The sequence below is a fragment of the Chloroflexota bacterium genome (genome assembly GCA_016235055.1).
In the GTDB taxonomy this organism is placed as follows: Bacteria; Chloroflexota; Anaerolineae; order JACRMK01; family JACRMK01; genus JACRMK01.
Map to the genome: position 1 here is coordinate 17503 of JACRMK010000038.1, position 24873 is coordinate 42375.

Annotated in this window: 24 protein-coding genes; 11 read left to right on the forward strand and 13 right to left on the reverse strand. The window is 64.2% G+C overall.

Annotation, left to right across the window (positions count from 1 at the left end):
• The first annotated feature begins 450 nt into the window (after positions 1-450).
• Positions 451-1527, forward strand: coding sequence for a hypothetical protein (locus HZB53_09380; GenBank protein MBI5877850.1), 1077 nt, complete (start codon positions 451-453; stop codon positions 1525-1527).
• On the opposite strand, the gene HZB53_09385 is transcribed toward HZB53_09380, so the two are convergent.
• Complete coding sequence (locus tag HZB53_09385) at positions 1524-2270, reverse strand: ROK family protein (GenBank protein ID MBI5877851.1); 747 nt, start codon at positions 2268-2270, stop codon at positions 1524-1526. The genes HZB53_09380 and HZB53_09385 overlap by 4 nt on opposite strands.
• Positions 2271-2431: 161 nt before the next feature.
• Between HZB53_09385 and HZB53_09390 the strand changes: the two genes are divergently transcribed.
• Together HZB53_09390 and HZB53_09395 are read left to right on the forward strand one after the other, a co-directional pair.
• Positions 2432-3160, forward strand: coding sequence for a histidine phosphatase family protein (locus HZB53_09390; protein MBI5877852.1), 729 nt, complete (start codon positions 2432-2434; stop codon positions 3158-3160).
• 283 nt (positions 3161-3443) lie between these two features.
• Entirely contained in the window at positions 3444-3698 is a 255-nt protein-coding gene (locus HZB53_09395; GenBank protein ID MBI5877853.1) for a hypothetical protein, read from the forward strand.
• Here HZB53_09395 and HZB53_09400 read toward each other — a convergent pair.
• Genes HZB53_09400 through HZB53_09415 form a run of 4 tightly spaced genes read right to left on the reverse strand, consistent with a single transcriptional unit; the run spans position 3695 to position 7020 of the window.
• Positions 3695-4222 (reverse strand): NUDIX hydrolase, encoded by a 528-nt coding sequence (locus HZB53_09400; GenBank protein MBI5877854.1) that lies wholly within the window; start codon positions 4220-4222, stop codon positions 3695-3697. The genes HZB53_09395 and HZB53_09400 overlap by 4 nt on opposite strands.
• 19 nt (positions 4223-4241) lie before the next feature.
• Positions 4242-5150: an alkaline phosphatase family protein gene (locus HZB53_09405; GenBank protein MBI5877855.1), complete on the reverse strand. Its 909-nt coding sequence runs from the start codon at positions 5148-5150 to the stop codon at positions 4242-4244.
• Complete coding sequence (locus tag HZB53_09410) at positions 5141-5998, reverse strand: hypothetical protein (protein ID MBI5877856.1); 858 nt, start codon at positions 5996-5998, stop codon at positions 5141-5143. Before HZB53_09410 ends, HZB53_09405 begins: the two co-directional genes overlap by 10 nt.
• 17 nt (positions 5999-6015) lie before the next feature.
• Positions 6016-7020 (reverse strand): diacylglycerol kinase family lipid kinase, encoded by a 1005-nt coding sequence (locus HZB53_09415; protein ID MBI5877857.1) that lies wholly within the window; start codon positions 7018-7020, stop codon positions 6016-6018.
• A 326-nt stretch (positions 7021-7346) separates the two neighbouring features.
• Here HZB53_09415 and HZB53_09420 point away from each other — a divergent pair, with 326 nt between their 5' ends.
• Complete coding sequence (locus tag HZB53_09420) at positions 7347-8252, forward strand: homoserine kinase (protein ID MBI5877858.1); 906 nt, start codon at positions 7347-7349, stop codon at positions 8250-8252.
• Positions 8253-8378: 126 nt separating this feature from the next.
• The gene (locus HZB53_09425) at positions 8379-9464 is read left to right on the forward strand and encodes a beta-galactosidase (protein MBI5877859.1); all 1086 of its coding nucleotides are present in this window, start codon (positions 8379-8381) and stop codon (positions 9462-9464) included.
• Between the two features lie 53 nt (positions 9465-9517).
• Here HZB53_09425 and ssnA read toward each other — a convergent pair whose 3' ends face one another.
• The 8 genes from ssnA to HZB53_09465 form a co-directional block, all read right to left on the reverse strand.
• On the reverse strand, positions 9518-10846 hold the full coding sequence (gene ssnA, locus HZB53_09430; GenBank protein ID MBI5877860.1) for a putative aminohydrolase SsnA: 1329 nt from the start codon (positions 10844-10846) through the stop codon (positions 9518-9520).
• The gene (locus tag HZB53_09435) at positions 10847-11314 is read right to left on the reverse strand and encodes a hypothetical protein (protein ID MBI5877861.1); all 468 of its coding nucleotides are present in this window, start codon (positions 11312-11314) and stop codon (positions 10847-10849) included. It lies immediately after the preceding gene.
• A 19-nt stretch (positions 11315-11333) separates the two neighbouring features.
• The gene (locus tag HZB53_09440; GenBank protein MBI5877862.1) at positions 11334-12716 is read right to left on the reverse strand and encodes a pyridoxal-phosphate dependent enzyme; all 1383 of its coding nucleotides are present in this window, start codon (positions 12714-12716) and stop codon (positions 11334-11336) included.
• A gap of 487 nt (positions 12717-13203) precedes the next feature.
• Positions 13204-14445, reverse strand: a complete 1242-nt coding sequence (gene thrC, locus HZB53_09445) for a threonine synthase (protein ID MBI5877863.1) — start codon at positions 14443-14445, stop codon at positions 13204-13206.
• A 20-nt stretch (positions 14446-14465) separates the two neighbouring features.
• Positions 14466-15446: an ornithine carbamoyltransferase gene (locus tag HZB53_09450; GenBank protein ID MBI5877864.1), complete on the reverse strand. Its 981-nt coding sequence runs from the start codon at positions 15444-15446 to the stop codon at positions 14466-14468.
• 50 nt (positions 15447-15496) lie between these two features.
• Positions 15497-16024: a maleylpyruvate isomerase N-terminal domain-containing protein gene (locus HZB53_09455; protein ID MBI5877865.1), complete on the reverse strand. Its 528-nt coding sequence runs from the start codon at positions 16022-16024 to the stop codon at positions 15497-15499.
• Positions 16025-16046: 22 nt separating this feature from the next.
• A complete protein-coding gene (locus HZB53_09460; protein ID MBI5877866.1) occupies positions 16047-16295 on the reverse strand; it encodes a hypothetical protein in 249 nt (82 codons plus the stop codon).
• 19 nt (positions 16296-16314) lie between these two features.
• Positions 16315-17262 (reverse strand): pyridoxal-phosphate dependent enzyme, encoded by a 948-nt coding sequence (locus HZB53_09465; GenBank protein ID MBI5877867.1) that lies wholly within the window; start codon positions 17260-17262, stop codon positions 16315-16317.
• A 314-nt stretch (positions 17263-17576) separates the two neighbouring features.
• Here HZB53_09465 and HZB53_09470 point away from each other — a divergent pair, with 314 nt between their 5' ends.
• The 6 genes from HZB53_09470 (at position 17577) to HZB53_09495 (ending at position 24508) form a co-directional block, all read left to right on the forward strand.
• Entirely contained in the window at positions 17577-18401 is an 825-nt protein-coding gene (locus HZB53_09470) for a DUF1684 domain-containing protein (protein ID MBI5877868.1), read from the forward strand.
• Positions 18401-19678 carry a M24 family metallopeptidase gene (locus HZB53_09475; protein MBI5877869.1) on the forward strand — a complete coding sequence of 426 codons (1278 nt, stop codon included), beginning with the start codon at positions 18401-18403 and terminating at the stop codon, positions 19676-19678. The genes HZB53_09470 and HZB53_09475 overlap by 1 nt, the downstream gene beginning before the upstream one ends.
• Before the next feature lie 5 nt (positions 19679-19683).
• Entirely contained in the window at positions 19684-21060 is a 1377-nt protein-coding gene (locus tag HZB53_09480; protein ID MBI5877870.1) for a beta-lactamase family protein, read from the forward strand.
• A 169-nt stretch (positions 21061-21229) separates the two neighbouring features.
• Positions 21230-22678, forward strand: a complete 1449-nt coding sequence (locus HZB53_09485) for an extracellular solute-binding protein (protein MBI5877871.1) — start codon at positions 21230-21232, stop codon at positions 22676-22678.
• 103 nt (positions 22679-22781) lie between these two features.
• Positions 22782-23669 (forward strand): sugar ABC transporter permease, encoded by an 888-nt coding sequence (locus HZB53_09490; protein ID MBI5877872.1) that lies wholly within the window; start codon positions 22782-22784, stop codon positions 23667-23669.
• An 8-nt stretch (positions 23670-23677) separates the two neighbouring features.
• Positions 23678-24508, forward strand: coding sequence for a carbohydrate ABC transporter permease (locus tag HZB53_09495; protein ID MBI5877873.1), 831 nt, complete (start codon positions 23678-23680; stop codon positions 24506-24508).
• The last annotated feature ends 365 nt before the right edge of the window (positions 24509-24873 follow it).

Consider the following 24873-nt stretch of genomic DNA (forward strand, 5'->3'; position numbering starts at 1 on the left):
TCATGCGCTGGTGCTCAGGTGTTTATCACGCAAACCGATTCGACGAGTAAGTAATGCTGCCCTCCCCATTCACTTTTCCCCTTCTCCCCCGTGCGCGGGGGAGAAGGGGCCAGGCCAAAATGAGAATTGCTGCCGCAACTATATCGGGTGTATTTCAGATTGGGGGCGAGATTGGGCGCACGACCATTCAGCCGTCCACATCGTCACTCCCGCGAAAGCGGGAGTCCAGAGGCAACATCGCTGGATGCGGGCGCATGGCCATGCGCCCCTACGCGGGCTTGGGCATGTGCGCCCCCACGCGGGCATGCCGTGGTGTTAGCCATCTCCTGGCTTCTCTGCGCCCCAGAACTGCACTGCACCCAACTACATCGACGCTTTGCGCGAGTGATCTTCGCTGTGGTAATATCTGCCTGCCGACTCCGAATCCGTCCGAGACCATTGGCCATGTCCATCGAAACCGCCGTTCAACTATTGGTGCGCCTGCTGGCGTTTTGCGCCGGCGCGTTCGTCATCGGAGCCACATTGCGCTCCATGATTGCCACGTTTATCCTTCCGCGCAGCGTGACCGATCCGATCACGCGCTTTGTCTTTCGATGGTGGCGGTCGGTATTTGATCGGCGCGCGTCGCGCGCGCTCACGTATGAAGTTCGCGATCGCGCCATGGCATTTTTCGCGCCCGTGACGCTGCTGGCGCTGCTGGCTTCCTGGATCGTGCTGATCTGGGTCGCGTTTGCGCTAGCGTACTGGGCGCTCGGCGCCGACGACATCGGTGCTGCGCTGGCGCTGAGCGGCTCGTCTCTGTTTACGCTGGGCTTCGTGCAGCCGCCCAATGCCGCCAGCCTGCTCGTGGTCTTCGGGGAAGCGGCGATCGGCTTGATGCTTGTCGCGGTGCTCATTTCATATCTGCCAACGATGTACTCGGCGTTCGCGCGCCGCGAGGCGGCTGTGACCATGCTGGAAGTACGCGCCGGATCGCCGCCCTCGGCGCCGGAGATGATCAGTCGCTACAATCGCATCCACGGGCTGGGTGCGCTGAATTCGGTCTGGGCGTCCTGGGAGGCGTGGTTTGCCGATATCGAGGAGAGCCACACGTCGCTGGCGGCGCTGGCGTTCTTCCGTTCCCCGCAGCCTGACCATTCGTGGGTGACGGCGGCCGGCGCGGTGCTGGATGCCGCCGCACTGGTGAACGCGGTCGTCGCCATGCCGCACGACCCGCAGGCCGACCTGTGTATTCGTGCCGGTTACCTCGCGCTGCGCCGCATCGCGGACGTCTTCCTTCCGCCGCATCATGCGTCGCCTGAAGTCGATGATCCGATCAGCATCAGCCGGCAGGAGTTCGACGCGGCCTGGGCGGAGATGGCGGCGGCCGGCGTTCCGTTGGTAGACGATAGCGAGGCGGCCTGGCGCAGCTTCAGGGGCTGGCGCGTCAACTACGATTCCGTGCTGCTGCAACTGGCCGCGATCACTATGGCGCCGTACGCGCCGTGGTCGAGCGACCGCTCCCTGCGCGTAATGCGACGGCGCTAGGTGCGCCGACGGGGGCCGAGTGCCATCATGCCAGCGCCAATGATGCCGGCGTCGTTACGCAGTCGGGCTGGCACGACTTTGGTCCGCAGTGATAGCAGTGGCAGGAACTTGCGGTGATCGGCGCTGATGCCGCCCCCGATGATGAACAAGTCAGGCGTGAACAAAAACTCAACGTATGACAGGTATTCGTTGAGCCGGCGGGCATAACGCTTCCAGCTTAGGTTCTCCTCCGTGCGCACGCGCGCGGCCGCGCGCGCCTCGGCGTCCACGCCCCTGATTTGCAGGTGGCCCAGTTCCGCGTTGGGCACCAGCACGCCGTTGTAGAATATCGCGCCGCCGATGCCGGTGCCCAGCGTGATCATAATCACGAGGCCATGCTTGCCCTTGCCGGCGCCGAATTTCATCTCGGCGACTCCGGCCGCGTCGGCGTCGTTTGTCACCGTGACCGGTTGCTTGATCGCCTCGCGCAGCACGCGGCGGCAGTCGGCGCCGATCCACGCTTTGTGCACATTGGCCGCGCTGAGGATGACGCCGTGATGCACGATCGCCGGAAAGGTGCAGCCGATCGGGCCGCGCCATTCGAAATGCGCGACGATCTCGGCGACGGTGCGCGCCACCGCTTTCGGTTTGGACGGCTGCGGGGTGGGCAGACGGTAGCGCTCGGCGATCAATTTGCCGCTGTGGGTTTCCACGATCGCGCCTTTGATGCCGCTGCCGCCGATATCGATACCAAGCGTTCTCATTGGGGCTCCGCTCTGGCGCGCCCGGTGCGCCAGTCAGTGGTGTATAATCGTTTGCGCGTTCGGCGTTGTCGCCGTCGCTTGAATTGTACGCGAATGGCGGTCGCTGGCAAGCGCGGAAGATTGCGCGACAGCCGGCGCCATCGAAAGGGACCTTTTTCATTATGCGCTTGTACTTCATCCGGCACGCCCAATCGGAGAACAACCACCTGTGGGATTCGACGGGATCGAGCAAGGGCCGCAGCGACGATCCGCGCCTGACTGAGATCGGCGTGCAGCAGGCCGAGATCCTGGCCGCGCACCTGCGCCATGCAGCGGGTTCCGGGTACGCGCAGACTCGCGATCTCCAGCAGATCGACGACGTCCGCATCACCCATATCTACTGCAGCCTGATGACCCGCGCAATGGCCACCGCGACCGCGATCGCCAAAGCGCTGCACATGCCGTTGGTGGCGCGCGATGATCTGTTCGAAGTCGGCGGCATCTATCTTGAGGACGAGGAGACGGGCGAAAATCACGGCCGCCCCGGCGGCACGCGCAGCTACTATAGCCAGCACTTCCCCGACTGCGAGCTGCCGGCCAGCGTGAGCGAGGCCGGCTGGTGGAATCGCCCGTACGAGCATGCCAGCGAGCGTTTTCCGCGCGCCAAGCGGGTGCTGCACGACCTGCTGGCCCGTCACGGCGATAGCGATGACCGGGTCGCCATCGTCAGCCACGGCGCATTTTTCAACTACCTGCTGGCCGCGGCGGTCGATCTGCCCGATCCGACGACGAGCCCGACCTGGTTCCTGCTCAACAACACCTCGCTGACGCGCTTCGACTTCCAGGACAAGCAGACCGGCGTGGTCTACATGAATCGCGTCGACTTCCTGCCGCGCGCGCTGGTCACGTAGCGTCGCGTGCGCCCGGCATGCATGTCGAGAGCATTTGCGTTTGGGGGCGAACCAGCCTTAAGCACTACAATATGTCACGCCCGCGAAGGCGGGAGTCCAGGGGCAACACCGCTGGATGCGGGCGCATGGCCATGCGCCCCTACGCGGGCATGACGGCTTGTTGGCCCAATGGCCGCCCCAAAACCGAAATACACCCTGCACGTCCCGGCACTTGACAGAACGCCTGTTCTGTTCTAGTATCCAGAACAGAACAGGCGTTCTTATCTTCTGCCGGAGGCGAGCCATGCTCGGGTTGCGCAAACGCACGGAACCGATTCAGATGCGGGAGCGGCGCTTCGGATATTTTCCGCAGCGCTTCCGCTGGCACGGGCGTGATTACCACGTCAGCCGCGTCGAGCGCTGCTGGACGGTGCGCACGCGCCGCTGGGGCGGCCGCGTCGAGCGGCATTGCTTCCGCGTGCACTGCGGCGATGGCGTGTTCGACATTCACCAGGACGTGCTGGGCAACACCTGGCACATCCAGCGCGCGACGGGTTAGAGCCGCGACTGGGCGAGCAGGAGCCCGGCCAGCGTCTTGCCGTCGCGGATCAGCCCCGCGGCGGCCAGCCGGTATGCCTCGGCGGCCGGTAGCTGGACAACTTCCAGGAACTCGTCAGCGTCATGTGGCGCGGGGTCGGGCGTCAATTCGCGGGCGAGGAAGTAGTGCAGGAACTCGCTCGAGTAGCCGGGCGCAAGGAAGCTGCCGCCAAGCGGCTCGATGGTACCGGCCGCCATGCCGATCTCCTCGCGCACCTCGCGCGCCGCGCACGCTGCGGGCGGCTCGCCGGGCTCCAGCGTGCCGGCCGGCAGTTCGAGCAGCGCCTCGCCGGCGGCGTGACGGTACTGGCGCACGAACCAGATCCGTCCCTGCTCATCCACCGGCACGATGACGGCTGCGCCGCCATGCTCGATGATGTCGAGACTGGCGGTCTGGCCATCGGGCAGCCGCACGCGATCCTGTCGCAGACCGAACACGCGCCCGCGAAACAGTTGGCGCGATTCCAGCACGTCGTAGTGTTTCATCAACCCTCGCCCAATCGTGTTAGCCGGCGTCCGCCAGCCCGATCGCATGTAGAATAGCCGGCGCGACGTCGGCCAGCGAATGCATCCTACGCGCGGCTTCGTGCCGGCCACTGCCCACCAGAATGGCCGGCACCGGGTTGCGCGTGTGCCGCCGTGTGGAATTATCCTCGATGTTGCCGTGGTCGCTCGTGACCACCAGCAGGCTGTTCTGCAAATCCATCAGCTCCACAATCCCGCCGATGAACTCGTCAAGCCGCTCGAGTATCGCAACAGCCGAGATGCGCGCCGGACGGTGCCCGGCCACATCGGTCAGGAAAAACTCGAAGAGCGTGAGATCGTAGTCACGCGACAGCCGTTCGAAGTTGCGCCCCGCCTCGTGCGCCGTGATCAACGACGGACTGTCGGCATGCGGCCAGCGCTCGTTGGTCAGCGAGGCGGACACGGCGCGGCCGGCCGCCAGGTCGGCGTGCCCGCGATAGGGTAGTCCGGCGTTCGCCGGCGCCTGCGCCATCGCGGAGCGCCGGTCGGTGCCACGCTCGATGCGGTCCATAAAGATGGCCGGGTACGCGTTGGCGAAGGCGGCCGTTCCGCCCGCGTCGAGTACCCGATGGTAGATGTTGTTCTCCAGCAGCTTGCCGAGCCGCTCGTCGGGGTAGGGGCCGTAATGCTCGTTGATGTGCGCCGGGGCGTTGACGCCGGTCAGCAACGTGGTTTGGCCGGTGCCGCTCTGCGGCAGCCCGTCGATGTCGAGATTGGCGTCGAGCGGAATGACGAGTGCGTGCGCGCCCTCAAGCGAGGGGCGATCCAGAAACGGCAGGTCGCCGAGCAATCCGCGCAGCACCGGCAGATGCGCGACGGCAAATGGATTGACCGCCGGATCGCGCACACCGATCCCGACGCCATCGACAAACAAAAAGATCACTGACAATTTAGATTTCGACCTTGCCACCAGTCTTTGCACGAGCGGGGATCCATCCATGTACCATTGTCCTGAATGCCGACTATTATTGCTTGTCCTATGGCTCGACCAAAACCCTGGCCGCCGCGTAGCGCTGGAAGCTGCCCGCGTCCGGCAGCATTCATATCGCGATATAGCTGCAACAGGCGCGGCTCTGTGCACACGTTTTCGACATGAAGCGTGTATCCAGCTATGACGCTGTCTTCGGCAGTGTACTTAAGAGTGATGCGCGTCGTGTCAGCATACAGGATCAACACCCCATACCCATTGCCGATATTGTAACCGGAGCTTGGCACGCTGATGATTTCGTTTGCCGCGCTTCCCATGCCGAGGACAGTAATACTCGGATTCGTAGTGTGAAGGCCCTGACGGCAATTGCACCCCCAGTCCCAATCGTATATTTGGTATCCAGATGTAAGCGTAGGTACTCGGTTGTCAGCAAATAGACTTGGAAACTGAGGCGCGTTGGGGTCGGTATCGCCACCGATAGCCCTGAATACAAGTTGCGCGTTCGCGTATTGGGCGTAGCCACGCCACCCGAGGTTGATGTCTGCATCGACCTCGGCAGGGCGGTGCAGCGGTAACACTACCCCCGCTGGCAGTGTTCCGTATGTCTCCGCCGGTATCGCTTGGCAAGCGGCCGTGCTCTGGTAGATCAGTGGCAGGTACACGAACTTGTCCATGGTGATTGCGCCCGTGGCGCGAATCGGCGATGGCACATCGGGCCACGACGCAGCGACCGGCGCCGCGGACGTCTGCCACGTCAGGCCCAGCAATATCGCCAGGGCGAGCAGCCCCGGCACGATGACCCATGACAAGTGTCGAGTGTGCACGTTCAATTCCGGTTGCGCGGAGCGCAGACCTCCAGTTTATTTGGTACCAGTTCGGCCTCCAGGCGGTGCGCCGCCGTATCGATGATCTCGCCGTCGGACTGGATCGGCAGCGGCTCGTCCGATGTGACGACGATTCGACGCGCGTGGTACATCGTGATCGCTTTGTGCCCAACGTGCGTGCCGCGCATGACGTGCGGAATGAGCGCCATGATGCCCGGCCGGCTCAACTGATCGGCGACACAGATGTCCAGCAAGCCGTCATCCATCTCGGCGTGCGGAGTCAGCCAGAACCCGCCGCCCGCGCAGCGCCCGTTGCCGATCGCAACCATGGTGATGCGCTGTTGTGTCCGGCGTCCGTCCATTTCCAGCGTCACGTTTGGCGTGCGGTACGAGAGCAGCAGGTTGCGCGCCAGCGCCAGCACGTACACGGCCATGCCGCGCGCCCATCTGATCTTGGCGGCCTCAATACTCACCTGCGCATCGAACCCGATGCCGGCCAGATTCACGAAATAGTCGTCGTTCAGCCGGCCGACGTCGACGCGGCGGGTGGCGCCATCGCCGATGATATGGCAGGCCGCCTGCCAGTCGTTCGGCACGCCGATCGACTTGATGAAGTCGTTGCCCGTGCCGATTGGCACGATGCCGAGCGTGCCCGTCACGCCGTCGCTGGATGCGCGAATTAAGCCGTTGGCCACCTCATGGATCGTGCCGTCGCCGCCGGCGGCGATCACCAGATCGAAGCCGTCGCGGTGTGCCCGCTCCGCCAGATCGACCGCATCGCGCACCGAGCGGGTGCGCGCCAGATCGGTCTCGATGCCGCAGGCGCGCAGTTCCCCCCGGATGTCGTCGACCAGCGTGCCGGCGCGGCCGCGTCCGGCGACTGGGTTGAGGATGAGTCTGGCGGTCTTGATGGCTGCCTCCTGTCCATCGGGTTGGAGGGATTCTAGACAAATACGGACGATTTTACAATTGGAGTGTTTCTCGGAATGGTCTGATACGGCGCCCATGCGCGTCATTGCGCCCCCCACAGGGGGCGAAGCAATCTCGGCGCTCGGCCTGGCGAGACTGCTTCGTCGGCTTCGCCTCCTGCTAATGACCTCGCGGTTTTGCTCGTAGAGGCGACCTTTGCGGTCGCCCGCTGCTGGGTCGGGGCAAGCCCGACCCCCACAACAAACGTCATGCAGCGCTGCGTGCCCGATACGGGCATGGACATTCTCGCAATGACCATTCGGGTTTTTGCTTATACGGCAGGCGGTGTTACTATAGCCGCGCCGAAATGCACCGGCCGATCGGGCGCCATCTGCCAACTTTCGCCCCGGCCGAGAGGCGCTCATTGTCCACACGGTTCGTCATCCACATTCCTGCCACAACAGCCAATCTGGGCTCGGGCTTTGATTGCCTGGGCCTCGCACTCGATCTGCATAATACCATCGAAGTCGAAGACGCGCCCCAGTTGGAGTTATTTATCCGGGGCGAAGGCGATACCACGCTGCCGCGTACCGCCGCAAATCGTGTCGTGAAGGCGATGCAGCGGCTGTGCGACGAAATTGGCAAGCCGCTGCCGCCGGTGCGGCTCTGCATGAACAATCTGATTCCGCTGGCGCGTGGGCTGGGCAGCAGTTCGGCCGCCGCCGTGGGCGGCCTCGTGGCGGCGAACCGGCTGCATGGCAACCCGCTGGGGCCAGAGCAACTGCTGGCGCTGGCCGTCGAGTTGGAAGGGCATCCCGACAATGTCGCGCCGGCGTTGCTGGGCGGGATGTGCGTCGTCAACATGACCGAGGGGCGCTCGGTCGCGGTCAGCTTCGCCTGGCCCGCGCAGTTGCAGGTGGTGGTCTACGTGCCCGACGCCTCGCTTTCTACCGCGAAGGCGCGCGGGGTGCTGCCGAACATGATCACGCGCGGCGACGCCGTGTTCAACGTGGGACGCGCCGCACTCTGGGTTGCGGCCATTGCACAGCAACGCTACGACCTGATACAACTGGCGACGCAGGACCGCCTGCACCAGCCGTATCGCGCGTCACTGGTGCGCGGCTTTGACGCCATCTGCGCGGCCGCCGTGCGCGCCGGCGCGCTGGGCGCGTTCCTGAGCGGGGCCGGGTCGAGCATGGCCGCGATCGTCATGGGTAACGCGGATGCCGTCGCAGACGCGATGAGACAAACGGCGCAGGGCGCCGGCCAGCCGGGCCGGGCGGTGGTGCTGAATGGTAGTCCGCACGGCGTGCGCATCGAGTTGGCATAACGCGCCGCGGCGTAGGAGCGAACCAGCGTGTTCGCCCAGCGGGTGGTCACGGTGGCCTGCCTTTGCGAGCTGCCCGGCGATGGGCAGACACACAGGTCTGCCCCTACGGATTACGCCGTGACGAGCATGAGCCGCCGGCGCTTGGCGCTACTGGTCATTACCCTGCTGGCCGTCGTCGTTTTCGTTTCGCCCCCGCAACCGCTCGTCTACGTCGGTCCGCAGCAGATAGTCAACACGAACAACCCCAAGGCTGGCGTCCACACGCGCCTGACGGACGAGGTGGAAGAGTGGAAGATTCAACGCTCGCTGCAAATGGTGCGCGAGATGGGCGCGCCGTGGGTTGTCGAGTACTTTCCCTGGGCGTATTCGGAGCCGCGTCGCGGCGTCTACGACTTCCGCCACGCGGACACGGTCGTGAACCACGCGCGGGCGCAGGGCCTGACGGTTATCGCGCGCATCGATCTGGTGCCCGACTGGGCGCGACCGATCAACACACCATCGCAGTTGCTGGGCGGCGAGCGCTTCGCCGACTACGCGAGCTTTGTCGCCGAGTTTGCGCGCCACTTTCGCGGGCGCGTCCAGTACATCCAGATCTGGAACGAGCCGAACCTGACGAACGAGTGGGGCGGGCGCGCGCCGGACCCGGCCGCCTATACGCGCCTGCTCAAGCTGGCGTACCGGCGTATCAAAGAAGCTAACCCGGACGCCGTGGTGCTGGCCGGCGCGCTGTCGCCGACGCTGGAGAGTGACGGCGTGCGCGCGATGGACGACCTGCACTATCTGCTCGCCATGTACGCCGAGGGCGCGCGCGACTCATTCGATGCGCTGGCGATCCACGCCTACGGCCGCAAGTCGCCGGCCGATGAGCCGCCGGCGATCGCGGCGATCAATTTCCGGCGCGCCGAACTGCTGCGCGACATTATGGTGCAGAACGGCGACGAAGACAAAGCTGCCTTCGTCACCGAAGGCGGCTGGAACGATCACCCGCGCTGGGCCTATGCGGTCAGCCCGTCCCAGCGCGTGCAGTACACGCTGGATGCGTACCAGATCGCCCTGCGCGATTGGGCCTGGTGCCGCATGTTTGCGCCGTGGGCGTTCCGCTTTCCGGCCGAGCAGCACAGCGTGCAGGACTACTTCAGCTTCGTGACCCCGCAGTTCCTGCCCAAACCGATTTACGATGCCGTGAAACGGGCCAACACCGGCGCGCCATAATAGCCGCACAACAATCAAACACAAAGACACCGCTAGTTGCTAGCTACTAGTGACTAGATGCGTTTCCAGACTTGCGCGGCGTGCTCGCGCGCCTTCGCGGCAATCGCGGCTTCGTCGAGCGTCAGCAGCACGCGGTCCTTCATCAACAGCTTGCCGGCACAGATGGTCGTCGTGACGTTCGAGCCGCCCGCGCCGAAGATGATGTGCCACGGCAGGTTACCGGCATCGAGCGGGGTGATCGGCCGGTAGTCGAGCAGGACGATGTCGGCGGCGGCGCCCGGTTCCAGCGCGCCGACCGGATCGCTCCAGAACAGCGCGGCGATCTGCGCGTTGTTGCCGACGGCCACGCGCATCACGTCATCCGCGCCCATCACACGCGGATCGCCGGCCGCCTGCTTGTGCGCCAGGTACGCCGCCTTCATCTCCATGAACATGTCGTTTGAGAAGCCGTCGTTGCCCAGCCCGACGCAGATGCCACGTTTGAGCAGTTGCGTCGTGGCCTGGGTGCCGACGGCGTTGTTCATGTTGGAGCGCGGCTGGTGTGTGACCTTCGTGCGCGTTTCGCGCAGGATGTCCATCTCGTAGGCGTCCACGTGGACGCAGTGCGCCGCGATCGTCTGCGCGCCGAGTATCTGCGCCTCATCGAATCGCTCGACGACTTTGCGGTTGTACTTCTTGAGACAATCAGCCTGGTCGGCTTTGTCCTCCGCGACGTGAACGTGAAAGCCGGCGTTGAGCGCGCGTGCCGCCGCGACGCTGCGGTCGAGCGTCTTGTCAGAGAGCGTGAACGACGCGTGCAGGCCAAACGACGCGCCGATCAGTGGGTGCGGGTGCTGCTTTTGCGCCTGCAGGAAGCGGACGTTTTCGGCGATCCCGGCGGCCGCGCCGTCGTCGCCGTTCCGATCCGTCACCTCGTATGCGCACGCAACACGCACGCCGGCCTCAATGGCGGCGGCCGCGATCGTGTCGAGCGAGCCGTCAATCTCGCTGGGGCTGGCGTGGTGATCGATCAGGCTGGTCGTGCCGTGCCGGATCGCGTCGACCAGGCAGACGAGCGCGGAGTACCGGATGTCCTCCATGAGTAGCGCGCGATCGAGCCGCCACCAGAGTTTCTCCAGGATTTCGACGAAATTCTTCGGCGGCTCGCCGCGCAGGGCCATGCCGCGCGCAAACGCGCCATAGAAATGCGTGTGGCTGCACACGTTGCCGGGCATCACCAGTTGGCCGTGTACGTCGAGCGTCTCGTCGCCGGGAAACTGGCGGCTCAGTTCGGCGGTCGTGCCGACGGCATCGATGCGCCCGTTCGCGAAGTGCAGCGCACCGTCATCGATTAGCCGGGGCGTCTTGCCAAGCGTCGCGATGGCGCCGTGCGTGATCAGCATTTATTCCTCCGCCTCATCCTCGTTCAACTCGCGGATGGCACGCCAGACGATGTCGTCCTCCGCGCGGCCCAGCACCAGATCGTTGAGTTCCCATGCGTTCATGAATCGCTCGCCGGTCGTGACCAGGAACGTCACGCGCCGCCACTTGCGGCTGATGATCGGATGCGGCAGGCGCACCAACGGCCCGAGCGTGACTTTGTAGTAGGGGGCGTGCGCGCGCGGGTGATCGGGCTCGTCCGGGAATAGCGCGATGCGCTCTTGCAACTCGACGCCGGTGATACGCGCGTAGTAATTGATTGCGTACGCGTCGTCGCCGAACGCCTTGGTCTGGTACAGTGCCAGATAGTCGGCGTGCAGGCCGCCCGGCGCACGTTCGGCCGGAATGCGGTACCAGCTTTCGTCGCGGGCGATGGCGAAATCGCGCTCATTGTTGATGATCGCGACGACGACAACATCTTCGGGAGACATGGGAGTACCGGAATCCGCTTCAGGCGGCGCGCGATGCGCTGATGCGCCGGTCGATTTCGGCGACCCGCGCCTGGTGCGCCAGCCACCAATCGGGGTCGAGTTGCGCGTCCAGTTCTGCGACGCTCATGCCCTGCTGCTCGACCCAGGTGTAATACTTCAGGTTGTGCCACTGGCGGCGATTGTCCTCGGTGCCTTCCTTGATCCAGTCGGTCTTCTGGCCGTGAAAGATCGAGACGAGCCGGGCCGTTGCCTCAGCCTCGTCCAGCGCGCCGTATGTCTTCGTCATATCGGCCATGACGGAGTGGTAGCGGTCGATCGCGTCGGTCAGGATCGTGACGACCATGTCGTTCGGTCCCATGTGGTAATGCTTCGCCGTCTTGATCGCGCCCAGGACGTTGCACACGCCGCTGATGCCGAACATCTGCGACATCTGCCGCACCGCGTCATCCGGCACGCCGAAGCGGCGGGTCATCGCTTCCATGCCGGCCTCCTCGGTCAGTACCTGCAAACCCTTCTTGCACTCGATGTCGTCGATGCACATGATCGCATCCATGTTGGTCACATGATGGATCCATGTCACGTGCTTGTCGCCGATGCCCTGGATGTCGTGCGTGCCGTAACCGTTGTTGAAAAGGGTGGGGCACTGCACCGGCTCCAGCCCGACGACCTTGCAGTCCGGCCAGACCTGCTTCAGCCGGTCGCCTGCGGCGATCGTGCCTGCGCTGCCCATCGCCGAGCAGTAGGCGGACACCGCGCCGGAACCGGTGCCGCGCTTTTGCAGTTCGCCGGCAAGCTCCGCGATTGTGTTGCCGGTCACGTGGTAATGGAAGCGGTAGTTGCCCATCTCGCTGAACTGGTTGAGGATGCGCACCTTCGGGTCGCGCGCCAGTTCATGCGTTTTGTCGTAGATCTCCTTGACGTTGCTCTCCGACCCGGCCGTCTTGATGATGCGCGCGCCGTACGACTCGATGCGCTGGAAGCGCTCGGCGCTCATGCCGGCGGGCAGCACCACGACCGAGTCGAAACCCATGCGGCAGCCAACCCACGCGCCGCCGATGCCGTAGTTGCCGGTGCTCGGCCAGACGAGCGTGTGCGTGCGCGGATCGACCTCGCCGTACAGCTCCTTCTCGACGAGCACCGAGTACGCCGCGCCGACTTTGTGCGCGCCGGTCGGAAAATCGCGCCCATATAGTGCGACGATTGGTGTTTGCACGCCAGTCAACTGCGGCGGCAAGACCAGCGCGTATATCTGGTCGCTCGGGCCGCGCCAGGTGATGTTGAACAGGTTGATCGGGTCGAGCGGGTCGCGTCCCTTCATGTCGAGCGCGCGGGCGCGCAGGGAGGCGTCGATCGTTTGCGGGTGCAGCATCTCTTCGAAGGTGGGGCCGAGGATAGCAGACATAGAACCTCTTGCGGACCGGCAGGTCGCCGGCATTCTTGACATTATTCTGTTTTGTGTTACACATGTCCTAATCCACTGTCATTCTGAGATGGTCCATACCGCGCGCGGTATGCGTCGCGACATGACGTTTGTTATAGGGGCCGGGCTTGCCCGGCCCAGCACCGGGCGACCGCAACCCCCCAAAGGGGGCGAACGGGTCGGGGTCGCCCTACGAGCAATTCCGCGAACGTCATGAGCAGCGCGGAGGCAAGACCGATGGAGCGCAACACGCTTCGCGCGCGAAGAATCTGGGATGTGGCATTTCAGATGTTTCGCGCGCGTAACGAGCCAAAGGACATAGGCCCTGCCTTCGCGCTTCATCCTGTGCCCGCTGCTTCGCAGCGGCCGCGCCGCTAGAGGCGGCGTGCGCACAGGACATACATGACAGATTAGGGCACCTTTAAATCGAAACAGTATTATCGGGGGCGGGAAGCGCGGCACATAGCTGTCAGATCGCGCGCTCGACCGCTTCCAGCGTTGGGTCGATCACGTTGGCCGCGCCGGCCGCCTTGAGCGCTGACGGCACGTCCTTCAGGCCGTTGCCAGTGACGATCACGACGACTGACTCGTCGTGGTCGACCTGCCGGGCCGCCGCGTGCTTGATCAGTCCGGCGAACCCGGCCGCGCCCGCCGGTTCGGCGAAGACGCCGGACTCAGAAGCCAAAACCTTCATCGAGCGCAGAATCTCGTCATCGGTCACCGTGACGAACTCGCCGCCGCTGGCGATGACGGAGCGCACCGCGCGCGCGCCGTCGCGCGGCAGGCCCACGCTGATTGAGTCGGCAATCGTGTCGGCGTTCACTGGTTCGATCTGGATCGGAGCACCCGTTGCTCGCGCGCGTTGCCATGCGCGGTAGCACGCGTCGCTGCCCGCCGCTTGCACGCCGACCAGTTTGGGCGTGCGGTCGATCCAGCCGAGCGCATGCAGGTCGGTAAAGCCTTTCCAGACGCCGCTGATGATGTTGCCATCGCCGACGCTGACGTAGACCCGATCGGGCGCGCTCCAGTCAAGTTGCTCGCAGATCTCGAACGAGACGGTCTTCTTGCCTTCGACGGTGTATGGGTTGTATCCGGTGTTGCGGCAGTACCAGCCGAACTTCCTGGAAGCCTTCAGGCAGAGGTCGAAAGCGTCGTCGTAGGTGCCGCGCACGAGAAACACCGTTGCGCCGAACATCAGCAACTGCGCGACCTTGGCCTGCGGCGCGGTATGCGGCACGAAGATCACGGCGCGCATGCCGGCGCTGGCGGCCATGCACGCCAGCGCGGCGCCGGCGTTGCCGGAACTCGCGGTCGTGATGGTCGTCTCGCCGCGCTCGAGCGCCTTGGCGACGACGAACGCGCTGGCGCGGTCCTTGAACGACGCCGAGGGGTTGCGGCCGTCGTCCTTGATGCGCAGATGCGGGACACCGAGGGCGCGGCCGAGGCGTTCGGCCGCGTGCAAGGGTGTCCAGCCGGCGCTGGTCAGCGGTGTGGCGGCGGCCAGCAACCCCTGCACGCGCTCGGCCGCGATCGGCAGCAGATTCAGGTACCGCCACATCGAGTTCGGGTGCCCGTCGTCCGCCTGCGGTCGAATGGGCGCATCGCCTTCAAACGCCAGCACCGTTTCGAGCAGGCCGTCGTCGCCGTGCTTCGGGCAGACGTACGTCAGGCTGTCAGGCGCGTACGTCTCGCCGCAAACGGTACACCGCAGACGGTAGTTCACGGTCGCGCCTAGCACATCGTCAGCGCCATCACGGCTTTCTGCGCGTGCAGGCGGTTCTCGGCCTCGTCGAACACGACCGACTGCGGGCCGTCGATCACCTCGTCGGTGACCTCGATGTTGCGGTCGGCGGGCAGGCAGTGCATGTAGACCGCGTCGTCCTTGGCCAGCTTCATCCGACGCGAGTCGGTGATCCAACTCGTGTACTGCTTGCCGATCCGCGCGCTCTCGGCGTTGTCCTGCGTGGTCAGCATGGCGCCCCAAGACTTCGGGTAGACCACGTCGGCATCCTTGAACGCCTCGTCCATCGAGTCGGTGATCTCGAAGCCGCCGCCGTAGCGCTTCGCATTGTCGCGCGCTTGCTGGACGATGTCGGGCATCAGCTTGTATTCGGGCGGGTGCGCCAGCACCACGTCCATGCCGAAGCGGGTCAGTTGCAGGATCAGCGACTGGGGCACGCTGATCGGCTTCTGGTACGATGCGGCATAAGCCCAGGAGACGGCGATCTTCTTGCGGCGCAGGTCGCGCCCCTTTTTCTCGATGATCGTCATCAGGTCGGCCAGGATCTGGAACGGGTGGTACACGTCGCACTGCATGTTCAGCACCGGTGCGCGCGACGACTTGGCGACCGCATTGATATATTTGTTGCCGAAGTTCCAGTCGCACTGGCGGATGGCGATACCGTCGAAATAGCGGCCGTAGATCTCGCCGATCTCGGTCGCGGTGTCGCCGTGCGAGATCTGCGTCGTGTCCGAGTCGATGAACGCCGCGTGCCCGCCCAACTGCGCCATGCCGGCTTCGAACGAGCCGCGCGTGCGGGTGCTGGTGAAGAAGAACAGCATCGCCAGCGCCTTGTCGCGCAGGATCGCATGCGACTCGTTCAACGCCCGCTTGCGCTTGAGGTCCCAGGCGACGTCGAGTACCGTCTCGATTTCTTCTTTGCTGAAGTCCAGGTCGCTGATGAAATCACGACCGCGCATACCAGTTTGCATTGGTGCTCCTGATGTAGGGTGTTGACTTGCGACTGATCGGCGCTGCCGGACTACGGTATGTGCGCAACGATAGCGCGCATCCAGGGCAGGTGTTCCTCGAAGTGACCGCCGCTGTTGCCGAAAATCGAGGCCAGGACTGGCTGGCTTGTGTCGTTGTTTGCTTCGCCGGACAGAAAGTAGTTGTAGCTGTTCAGCAAATCGCCGGGAGGCATGGCTTCAATCGTCACCATCAATGCGGCGTGCGTTCGGTCCAGTTCGTCCCGCACGGCAGCCAGGGATTCCGTCGCGAAACGCTGCTGAATTCGCGCGTTGATTTCGTCTTCGCTGATACTTTGCATGGTTGGTTCGTCGAAACCCATCGCTTCATTGCGCGGTTGGCGGCGCAGCAAGGCGACGATCCCGCGCTCCCAAACCATGAGATGCGAGAGATGATCCTTCACGCTCCAGCCGGCCGCGTCGCGCGGCTCGGTCATCTGCGTGTCGCTCCAGCCATCAAGCGTTTGCTGGAGCGCGCGCCACCATTGATTCAGCCGCTCCACTGTCTCGGCTTTGCTGGGCGGCCATGTGCCTTGCGTCATGTTGGCCTCTATTCCTTCGTCGCTATCGCGCCGTGAGGAGCGCTTCGACCGCCGCTTTCGCCTCGGCCAGTCCTACGCCATGCTTCTGACGGTAAAGTTTGATGGCTTCGATCAAGCCTTTCGACCGGGCGAGCGCCACCACATCGTCGTCCGCCGGCTGCGTTGGCGCCTGGCCGGCATACTTGTCTTTGAGGCCCAACTCGGCCATCAAAAAGGCAACTTGTCGCTCCAGTTCCTGTACGCGCATACTGAGAATGTAGTCCTCGCTCATGAGGCGCTCTCCACAGTCATTAGATGATCGTCTTCAGGCGTTCGAAGTCGATATTGCCGCCGCTGAGGATGGCCACCACTTTGGCGCCTGGCTTGACGGCTGCTTTGCGGCTCAACAGGGCGGCTAGGCTGCCAGCACCGGCGCCCTCGACCAGCAGTTTACTGCGCTGGAGGACCCAGCGCATGGCGTTCTTGATCTCCTCGTCGTCCACGGTCACGAACTCGTCCACGTAGGCGCGAGCGTGTTCGATGTTCAACTCGCCCGTGAACGGCGCGCCCATGCCTTCGGCGATGGTGGGGCCGCGCGTGATGCGCACCGGCTTGCCTTCCTTAAGGCCAAGTTGCAGTGCGGTACCGGACGCCGATTCGACGCCGATGACGCGCACGGATGGTTTGTTGAGCTTGATGGCCGCGGCGACGCCGGACAGCAGCCCGCCGCCGCCGATCTGGATGGCGATCACGTCAAGATCGGGCAGGTCCTCGAGGATCTCCATGCCGACGGTGGCTTGCCCGGCGATGACGTACGGGTCATCGTAGGGATGGACGAAGGTGTAGCCGTGCTGCGCTTGCAGCTCGTAGGCGCGATCGAAGATGTGGTTAATATCGCCGCCGAGTATGACCTGCGCGCCGTAGCCGCGCGTCGCGTCGACTTTGGCCTGCGGCGCGTTGTCCGGCATGACGATCGTCGCCTGCGCACCCTCGCGCTGCGCCGCATAGGCCACGCCCTGTGCGTGGTTGCCGGCGCTGACCGCGATCAGCCCGCGACCCTTTTCCTCGGCGCTGAGGTGCGCGAGCTTGTTGATCGCGCCGCGCGGCTTGAATGAACCGGTGCGCTGGAGGTTTTCGCACTTGAAATACAACTGTGCTTCGATCAACTTCCCGATTGTCGTCGCGGGCACCACCGGCGTGCGGTGGAGTTTGCCCTTGATGATACCGCGCGCTTCATCAATCTGTTCCTGTGTAATCAGCATGTCGGCCCCGTGTGGAGGATTTGTATGGTGCTGACGAGATTATACACCACTCGACCATGAGGAACGTCAGTGACCCGCCCAACCAGCCTGCACCGTGTAGAAGCGGGCCGTCGACCGCCTGTGGCGCCAGCAATTCTCATTTTGGAGTCGGCCGCCAGGTTGCCCTCATCCCCTGGCCCTTGCTCCCCCGCGCGCGGGGGAGCAGGGGAAAAGCTAACGGGGAGGTGCGCGGCGGCGCAGCCGCCGCGCACCTCCCCTTAGAATCTCGCCCCCTCCCAACGTGGGCAGCATTGGCAGGTCAGGAGCGAGCTATGAGCGAAACGTACCTGGACAGTATCCGGCTGTTCCGGCAGAAGAAGGTAGACGAATTGCACGGCGACACGGGCTGGCTGGCGTTGGCCGGCCTGTACTGGTTGAATGAGGGACTCAATACGCTTGGGACCGACCCGGCGTGCGATGTGCTGCTCCCGGACGGCTCGGCGGAACCGCATGTTGGCACAATCGACTTCCGCAGCGGGCAGGCCACACTGAGCGTGACGGCGGGCACTCCGGCGCTGGTCGATGGGCAGCCGGCCACCACGGCGGTGCTGAGGCCGGACTCGACCGGCGCGCCGACCGTCGTTTGGCTTGGGCGGCTGCGATTCGTCGTCATTGAGCGGCGCGGCCGCTTCGCCGTCCGGCTGTGGGACCACCGCAAGGACACGCGAGCGGGGTTTCCGGGCCGACAATGGTATCCGATTGATGCCGCGTATTGCGTGCCTGCCACGCTGGCGCCGTATGATCTGCCGCGTAACGTGGAGATTGCAGACGTCACCGGGGACGTGGGGGCGATGCCGAGCCTGGGCGAGCTGGTGTTTGCACTGCACGGCCAGGAACACCGTCTCGTCGCGCTCGGCAAACTGGGTTCCTTGCGCGTCTACTTCCGCGACCGCACAAGCGGCGACACAACGTATCCGGCGTGCCGCTACCTGGATGCCGATACGGCGCCGGACGGCAGCATCACACTCGACTTCAACAAGGCGTACAGCCCGCCGTGCGCGTATACGGCGTTTGCCACGTGCCCGCTGCCGCCGCGGCAGAACCACCTGCCGATTCGCATCGAGGCCGGCGAATTGTTCGACAACAGCCGGCACTAATGGAGAGCGGCATGTTTCCCCTGGACGCCTATCGCGCAAAAATACTGCCGCTGCGGGCGCAGATGGATGTGCGCAACCGCTGGCTGCGCGAGCGACTGGATACCGTCATCCCCGCGTTGATGGCGCGCGAGAACTTTGACATCTGGATCGTCTGCGCCCGCGAGTACAACGAAGACCCGGTGATCATGACGCTGCTGCCCGAGCCGGCGATGGCGGCGCGCCGCCGGACGATCCTGGTGTTCCTCCGCAAATCGGATGGCACGGTTGAGCGGCTGACGCTCGACCGCTACGGGCACGGCGAGTTCTACCAGAAAGGCTGGGACCCGGACGCCGAAGATCAATTCGTATGCCTGCGACGAATCGTGGGTGAACGTGACCCGCGGAGCATCGGTCTCAACATCTCCGACACGTTTGCGTTTGGCGATGGGCTATCGCACAACGAATACACGCTGCTATCCAACGCGCTCGGCGAGTCGCTCATGGCGCGGGTGCGTGGCGCGGAACGCCTGGCGGTCGGCTGGCTGGAGCGTCGTATCCCCGGCGAGATGATCGTCTACGACGGCCTCGCCGAGCTCGCACACGCGTTGATCGCGGAGGCGTTCTCCAGCCGTGTCATCACGCCGGGCATCACGACGACTGATGACGTGGCCTGGTGGCTGCGCCAGTCGATGCAGTCGCTCGGCCTGCGCGCCTGGTTTCATCCGACCATCGACATCCAGGCGCATGGCAAGCTGGCCGACGATAAGAGCGACGCGCGCACGCTCATCCTGCCGGGCGACCTGCTGCACTGCGATGTCGGCTTCTACTACCTCGGCCTGGCGACCGACCACCAGCAGAACGCGTACATCCTCAAGCCCGGTGAGAACGATGCGCCGGCCGGCCTGCGGGCCGCACTGGCCGGCGGCAATCGCTTGCAGGATATCCACATGGCGGCGATGCAGATTGGCCGCACCGGCAACGACGTGCTGGCGGCGGCTCTGCTCCAAGCCAAACGCGAGGGTGTTGATCCGACGATCTACAGCCACCCGCTCGGCCATCATGGCCACGCGGCCGGACCAACCATCGGCTTGTGGGATCAACAGGGCGGGGTACCGGGGCGCGGCGACTACCCGATCTATGACGATACGTGCTATTCCATCGAGTTAAACGTCAAGCGCACCGTCCCGGAATGGGGCGGGCAGGTCGTGCGCATGGCGCTTGAGGAGGATGCGCTCCTAAGCGGTGGCGCGATGCGCTGGCTCGATGGGCGGCAGACCGACCTGTTTCTGATCCGGTGACGACCATGACCCAACACGACTTTCGCGAACTGGATGCGTTTGTCGTCGACGCCATGGCGCGCCTGAATGTGCCGGGTGTCGCGGTCGGGTTGCTGATCGAGGGCAAGGCGCACACGTTTGGCTACGGTATCACCAGCGTCGAAAATCCGCTGCCGGTCACGGGTGACACGCTGTTCCAGATCGGCTCGACCACTAAGACGTTTACCGGCACGGCAGTCATGCGGCTCGTTGAAGCGGGCAAGATTGATCTCGATGCGCCGCTACGAACGTACCTGCCGGATTTCCGCTTGCCGGATGAAGAGGCCGCGGCCATTGTCACGGTGCGCCACCTGCTGACGCACACGAGCGGCTGGGCGGGCGATTACTTCGAGGATTTCGGCCCCGGGCCCGACGCGGTCGCGCGTTACGTCGCAAGCATGGCGACACTCCCGCAGTTGACGCCGCCGGGCGTGTTCTGGTCATACAACAATGCCAACTACTGGGTGGCCGCGCGCGTCATCGAAGTGGTGACCGGCCAGTTGTGGGAGGCGGCCATCCGCGCGTTGGTCATTGAGCCGCTTGGCATGGGCCGCTCGTTCTTCTTCGCCGACGACGTGCTCACGCACCGGTTCGCGGTTGGCCACCACGTGCGCGACGGGCGCGCCGTGGTGGCGCGGCGCTGGTCCTTCCCGCGCCGGCGGCCGAGTGGCAGCATTATTTCCAGCGCGAAAGACCAGTTGCGCTACGCACGTTTCCATCTCGGCGACGGCAGCGCGCCGGACGGTACGCGCGTCTTGTCGCCGGAATCGCTGGCGTTCATGCGCTCGCCGCTCTGTGCGCGCGACCTTGGCGGCATGATGCAGGGCTTGACGTGGATGCTCAAGACGATTGACGGCACGCAGATCGTGCAGCACGGCGGCGCGACCAATGGCCAGATGTCGGCCTTCCTGTTTGTGCCGGAACGCAATTTTGCCTTGACCGTTCTGACCAACGCTGATAAAGGGGCCATGCTGCACCGCCAGATGGTTGCGTGGGCGCTTGAACAGTACCTTGGTTTGCGCGAGACAAAACCCGGTGTGCAGACGCTGCCACACGAGCGCTTGGGCGAGTATGCCGGCACGTATGCGCTGCCGCCGACCGAGCTCAATGTGGCGCTGGAAGACGTCATCGTATCGGTGGAAGACGACCACCTGTTGGCACGCTTCAACCCACGCGGCGGCTACCCGACCAAGGATTCACCTCAGCCGCCGAGGTCGCCGACGCGCCTGGCGTTCTGCGGGGTGGATCGCGTGCTGGCGCTGGACGACCCCGCCGAGGACGCGCCGGGCGAATTTCTGCGTGACGATGCGGGCCGGATCCGCTGGCTGCGCTATGGGACGCGCATTCGGCCACGACGGCCATAGGCGGGCTGCGCACGCTGGCGATCTTTGACAGCCATGCGCAAATGGCTATACTTTACAGGCTGTGCATAGCGTTTTGAGGAGGTGATGTCCTGCAACGCGACGCCCGCTATTTGCCCCATGGTTTCTACCTTCTGACACGCAGTAACCTATTCTCGGAGGAGAACGCATCATGAAGAAGTTGACATTTGTGGCGCTGGCTATCGCTCTGATGGCCATTGTCGCCTGCGGCGCGACGCCGACCGCTGCGCCGACTATGGCGCCGGCCGCTGCGCCGACAACTGCCGCGCAGCCGACCAAGCCGCCCGCCGTGCCGACGATGGCCCCGGCCGCCGCAACGACCGCGCCGGCCGCCGCCGTGACGCCCGCCGCACCGCCGAAGCCGGTCGCCAAGGGCGGCCTGCGCAAGAGCGCGAGCGGCTACAAGGGCTCGCTGAACCTGTGGGTGCTCGGCTACACGCCCGGCAACCAGTTCGCCAATCCGTTTGACCTCGCCGTGGCGCAGTTCATGGCCGACAATCCCGACATCAAAGTCGAGATCACCGGCTACCCGCCCAACGACGAAGGCTTCACCAAATTGACGACCGCCGTGCAGACCGGGCAGGGCATTGACCTGCTGCGCCTGCCGTCCGACCGCCTGCCGGCGTTCGTGAAGGACGATCTGCTGACGCCGATCGACGAATTCATGACCGCCAGCGACAAGGCCGACATCCTGCCGAACCTGCTGGATGCCGTGCGCCTGAAGAACGGCAAGGCGTATGCGTGGCCGCTGTGGGTCGTGCCGATGGGCATGTACGTGAACAAGGATGTCTTCGCCGAAGCCAACGTGCCGCTCCCGCCGAAGGACTGGACCTGGGAGCAGTTCGTCGATGCCGCCAAGAAGACCACGTTCAAGCGCGCCAGCGGCGATCAGGTCTACGGCTGGGCCGGTTTTGTGGATCCCGGCGTCGTGAACACATGGTCGATGTTCATGGCCGAAGACAAGAGCGTTCGCCCGATGATGGCGGACGGCAAGTTCGGCTTCGACAGCCCGGCCGCGGCCGCCGGCCTGGCGCGCTATGCGTCGCTGACGCTGGAAGCCAAGGTCACGCCGCCGGACTTCGGCTCCATGCAGGACGCGGCCGTCAAGGGCGGCTTCAGCAAGAAGCAGTTCGCGATGATCACGGACGCGACCGGTTTCGCCGCGCAGGCCAAGGCGGACAAGGTCAACTTCGAGATCTACCCAATGCCGACGGTCAAGGGCAACAAGCTGACGATCGGCGCCATCGGCTTGATTGCCGTCACGGCGATCAAGGACAAAGTCAAGCTGCAGGCGGCAATGGACCTCGGTCGCTATCTGACGAGCGGCGAAGTGCAGGAAGACGTGCCGCCAGGCGGCTCCGCGGCGACCGGCTTCTACCTGGCGCCCGGCGCGCGCAAGTCGGTGAAGATCGCCGACCCGCTCGATAAATTCATCCCGATGCTGCCGGATATGTACGTCACGCCGATCATCGACAACTGGGCGCCGCTGACACGCCTGATTCACCCGGTACTGCAGAACATCATCTACGGCAAGGTGAAGCCCGAAGATGGGATGAAGCAGATCGCACCCGAGGCGAACAAGCTGATCTCCGGCAAGTAGCTCCGTCGGTCTCGCTCGCGAAATACTCGGCCGGCGGCGGATTTCCGCCGCCGGCCACTATCTATCTGCACGTGGCACCTTGCCGCCATTGAGGCGTCCGCTTATGGTCAATTTCGTCCGCAAACACGGCTGGTCTTATCTATTTGTGTTGCCCAGCATGCTCACCTTCTCCGTGTTCGTGCTGTTTCCGACCTTGTGGGCCTTTGTCATCTCGTTTCAGAAGTACAGTCTCGTGCGCGGCGGCGCCTGGATGGATCCGATCTACCAGAACTACGTCGACGCCTTCACGCGGCTCAATGGCGTGTTTGTATCCGCCATCCAGAACACGCTCATCTACAGTGCGTTCACGGTGACCAGCAGTATCGTCATCGGCCTGGTGCTGGCGAGCCTGATCCAGCCGCTGAGCCATCGTATGCGCACGTTTTTCCGCGCCGCGTATTACCTGCCGGCGGTGACCAGTTCGCTGATCGTCGGCATGACGTGGGCGTACATCTATAACGCCCAGTGGGGCTTCGCCAATTACCTGCTGCGCCTCGTCGGCATCGCGCCGGTGCGCTGGCTGTCCAACCCGGATATCGCGCTCGGCAGCATCACGCTCTCGGCGGTCCTAACTGTGCCAGCCACGGCGATCGTGCTGTACAGCGCCGCCATGGGCAGCATCCCCACCGAGTACTATGAGGCGGCCGAGTTGGATGGCGCCGGTCCGATCCGCAAGTGGTGGAACATCACCGTGCCGCTCATCAAGTCGACGACGCTTTATCTGGTCGTGCTCTACACGATCGCTTCGTTTGAGGTGTTCGAACGCATATATGTGATGGTGCCGAGCGGCGTCGGCAACTCGACTCAGACGATTGTGACGCAGATCTACAACAACGGCTTCAAGGATTTGAACTTCGGTGTCGCCTCGGCGCAGGCGTTCGTGCTGTTTGTGATGATCGGCGTTCTGGCCGTGTTCCAGTTTCGCGCCCTGCGCAGCGACGTCGAATATTAGGATTGCATATGCCCGCCACCCGCTCACGATCGCAGCGAATGCTCGTCTGGACCGCGCTGATCGCCACGACGATCATCTCGCTCTTTCCGATGTACTGGCTGTTCGTCAACGCGTTCACCGCGATTAGGGGCACACCGCCGCTAACGCCGCTCCTGTGGCCGGAATGGAGCCTCGACAACTTCGGGCGCCTGCTCGGCGGCACGAAGAACTATACCAACTGGATGATCAACAGCCTGCTGGTCGCGGGCGGCGTGACGTCGTTTCACATGATCTTCGACACCTTGTCGGGCTATGCCTTTGCCAAGAAGCAGTTTCCCGGTCGCGACCTGATGTTCTGGCTGGTTATCAGCACGCTGATGGTGCCGATCCATGTGACGCTGGCGCCGCTGTTCATCATCTCCAATCAGTTCAAATTGCTGGACACGCTCTGGGCGCTCATCCTGCCCGGCACCGCGCAGGTGTTCGGCATCTTTCTGATGCGCCAGTATATCCAGACGCTGCCCGGCGAGTTGATTGACGCGGCCAGAATCGACGGCTGCGGCGAGTTCGGCGTCTTCTGGAATGTAATCCTGCCGCTATGTAAACCGGCGATTGCCGCGCTGGCGATCTTCACTTTTGTGCGCAATTGGAACGAGTTCCTATGGCCGGTCATTGCACTGAATCGCCCCCAGAACTACACACTGACCGTTGGTGTGGCCAACCTGCAGGGCGAGTTCATGACCGACTACGGCATCATTTTCGCCGGCGCATCGCTCGCGGCAATCCCGATGATCGTATTTTTCCTGGTCTTCCAGAACTACTTCCTGGAAGGCGTGCGAATGGGCGCGGTCAAGGGATAAGCAGCATAGCCCTCGCGGGTCTTCAAGCCCCGCGAGGGCTGCGGTCCGGCCCGTTTCACACCGAAACGGGCCTTTGTCTATTGGTAACCGTTCAGGCGTCATTGCGAGAATATCATGGTGGGGCCGCCATGTTGTGGCCCCAGAAACTTGGGCGCGGCTGGCGGCCAAGCCGTCATGCCGGCGAAAGTTGGTGATGCGCCGGGGGCGCACACCCCGCGCATGATAATAGTCCTGCCAATGGTGGGACGGGTCTTTGACCCGTCCAGTCGGCCAGGTCAAAGACCTGGCCCTACCACAGGATGCGATCCATTTTCATGGGAGCCGGCATCCAGGGGTGTTGACTCTGGGCCCCGGCTTTCGCTGGG

Excerpts from the sequence above, each read along its gene's own strand:
- HZB53_09385 (MBI5877851.1), bottom strand. The coding sequence starts at position 2,270 with ATGAGAACGCTTGGTATCGATATCGGCGGCAGCGGCATCAAAGGCGCG.
- HZB53_09390 (MBI5877852.1), top strand. The coding sequence starts at position 2,432 with ATGCGCTTGTACTTCATCCGGCACGCCCAATCGGAGAACAACCACCTG.
- HZB53_09395 (MBI5877853.1), top strand. The coding sequence starts at position 3,444 with ATGCTCGGGTTGCGCAAACGCACGGAACCGATTCAGATGCGGGAGCGG.
- HZB53_09400 (MBI5877854.1), bottom strand. The coding sequence starts at position 4,222 with ATGAAACACTACGACGTGCTGGAATCGCGCCAACTGTTTCGCGGGCGC.
- HZB53_09415 (MBI5877857.1), bottom strand. The coding sequence starts at position 7,020 with ATGGGCGCCGTATCAGACCATTCCGAGAAACACTCCAATTGTAAAATC.
- HZB53_09425 (MBI5877859.1), top strand. The coding sequence starts at position 8,379 with ATGAGCCGCCGGCGCTTGGCGCTACTGGTCATTACCCTGCTGGCCGTC.
- ssnA (MBI5877860.1), bottom strand. The coding sequence starts at position 10,846 with ATGCTGATCACGCACGGCGCCATCGCGACGCTTGGCAAGACGCCCCGG.
- HZB53_09435 (MBI5877861.1), bottom strand. The coding sequence starts at position 11,314 with ATGTCTCCCGAAGATGTTGTCGTCGTCGCGATCATCAACAATGAGCGC.
- HZB53_09440 (MBI5877862.1), bottom strand. The coding sequence starts at position 12,716 with ATGTCTGCTATCCTCGGCCCCACCTTCGAAGAGATGCTGCACCCGCAA.
- HZB53_09450 (MBI5877864.1), bottom strand. The coding sequence starts at position 15,446 with ATGCAAACTGGTATGCGCGGTCGTGATTTCATCAGCGACCTGGACTTC.
- HZB53_09455 (MBI5877865.1), bottom strand. The coding sequence starts at position 16,024 with ATGACGCAAGGCACATGGCCGCCCAGCAAAGCCGAGACAGTGGAGCGG.
- HZB53_09460 (MBI5877866.1), bottom strand. The coding sequence starts at position 16,295 with ATGAGCGAGGACTACATTCTCAGTATGCGCGTACAGGAACTGGAGCGA.
- HZB53_09470 (MBI5877868.1), top strand. The coding sequence starts at position 17,577 with ATGAGCGAAACGTACCTGGACAGTATCCGGCTGTTCCGGCAGAAGAAG.
- HZB53_09475 (MBI5877869.1), top strand. The coding sequence starts at position 18,401 with ATGGAGAGCGGCATGTTTCCCCTGGACGCCTATCGCGCAAAAATACTG.
- HZB53_09480 (MBI5877870.1), top strand. The coding sequence starts at position 19,684 with ATGACCCAACACGACTTTCGCGAACTGGATGCGTTTGTCGTCGACGCC.
- HZB53_09485 (MBI5877871.1), top strand. The coding sequence starts at position 21,230 with ATGAAGAAGTTGACATTTGTGGCGCTGGCTATCGCTCTGATGGCCATT.
- HZB53_09490 (MBI5877872.1), top strand. The coding sequence starts at position 22,782 with ATGGTCAATTTCGTCCGCAAACACGGCTGGTCTTATCTATTTGTGTTG.
- HZB53_09495 (MBI5877873.1), top strand. The coding sequence starts at position 23,678 with ATGCCCGCCACCCGCTCACGATCGCAGCGAATGCTCGTCTGGACCGCG.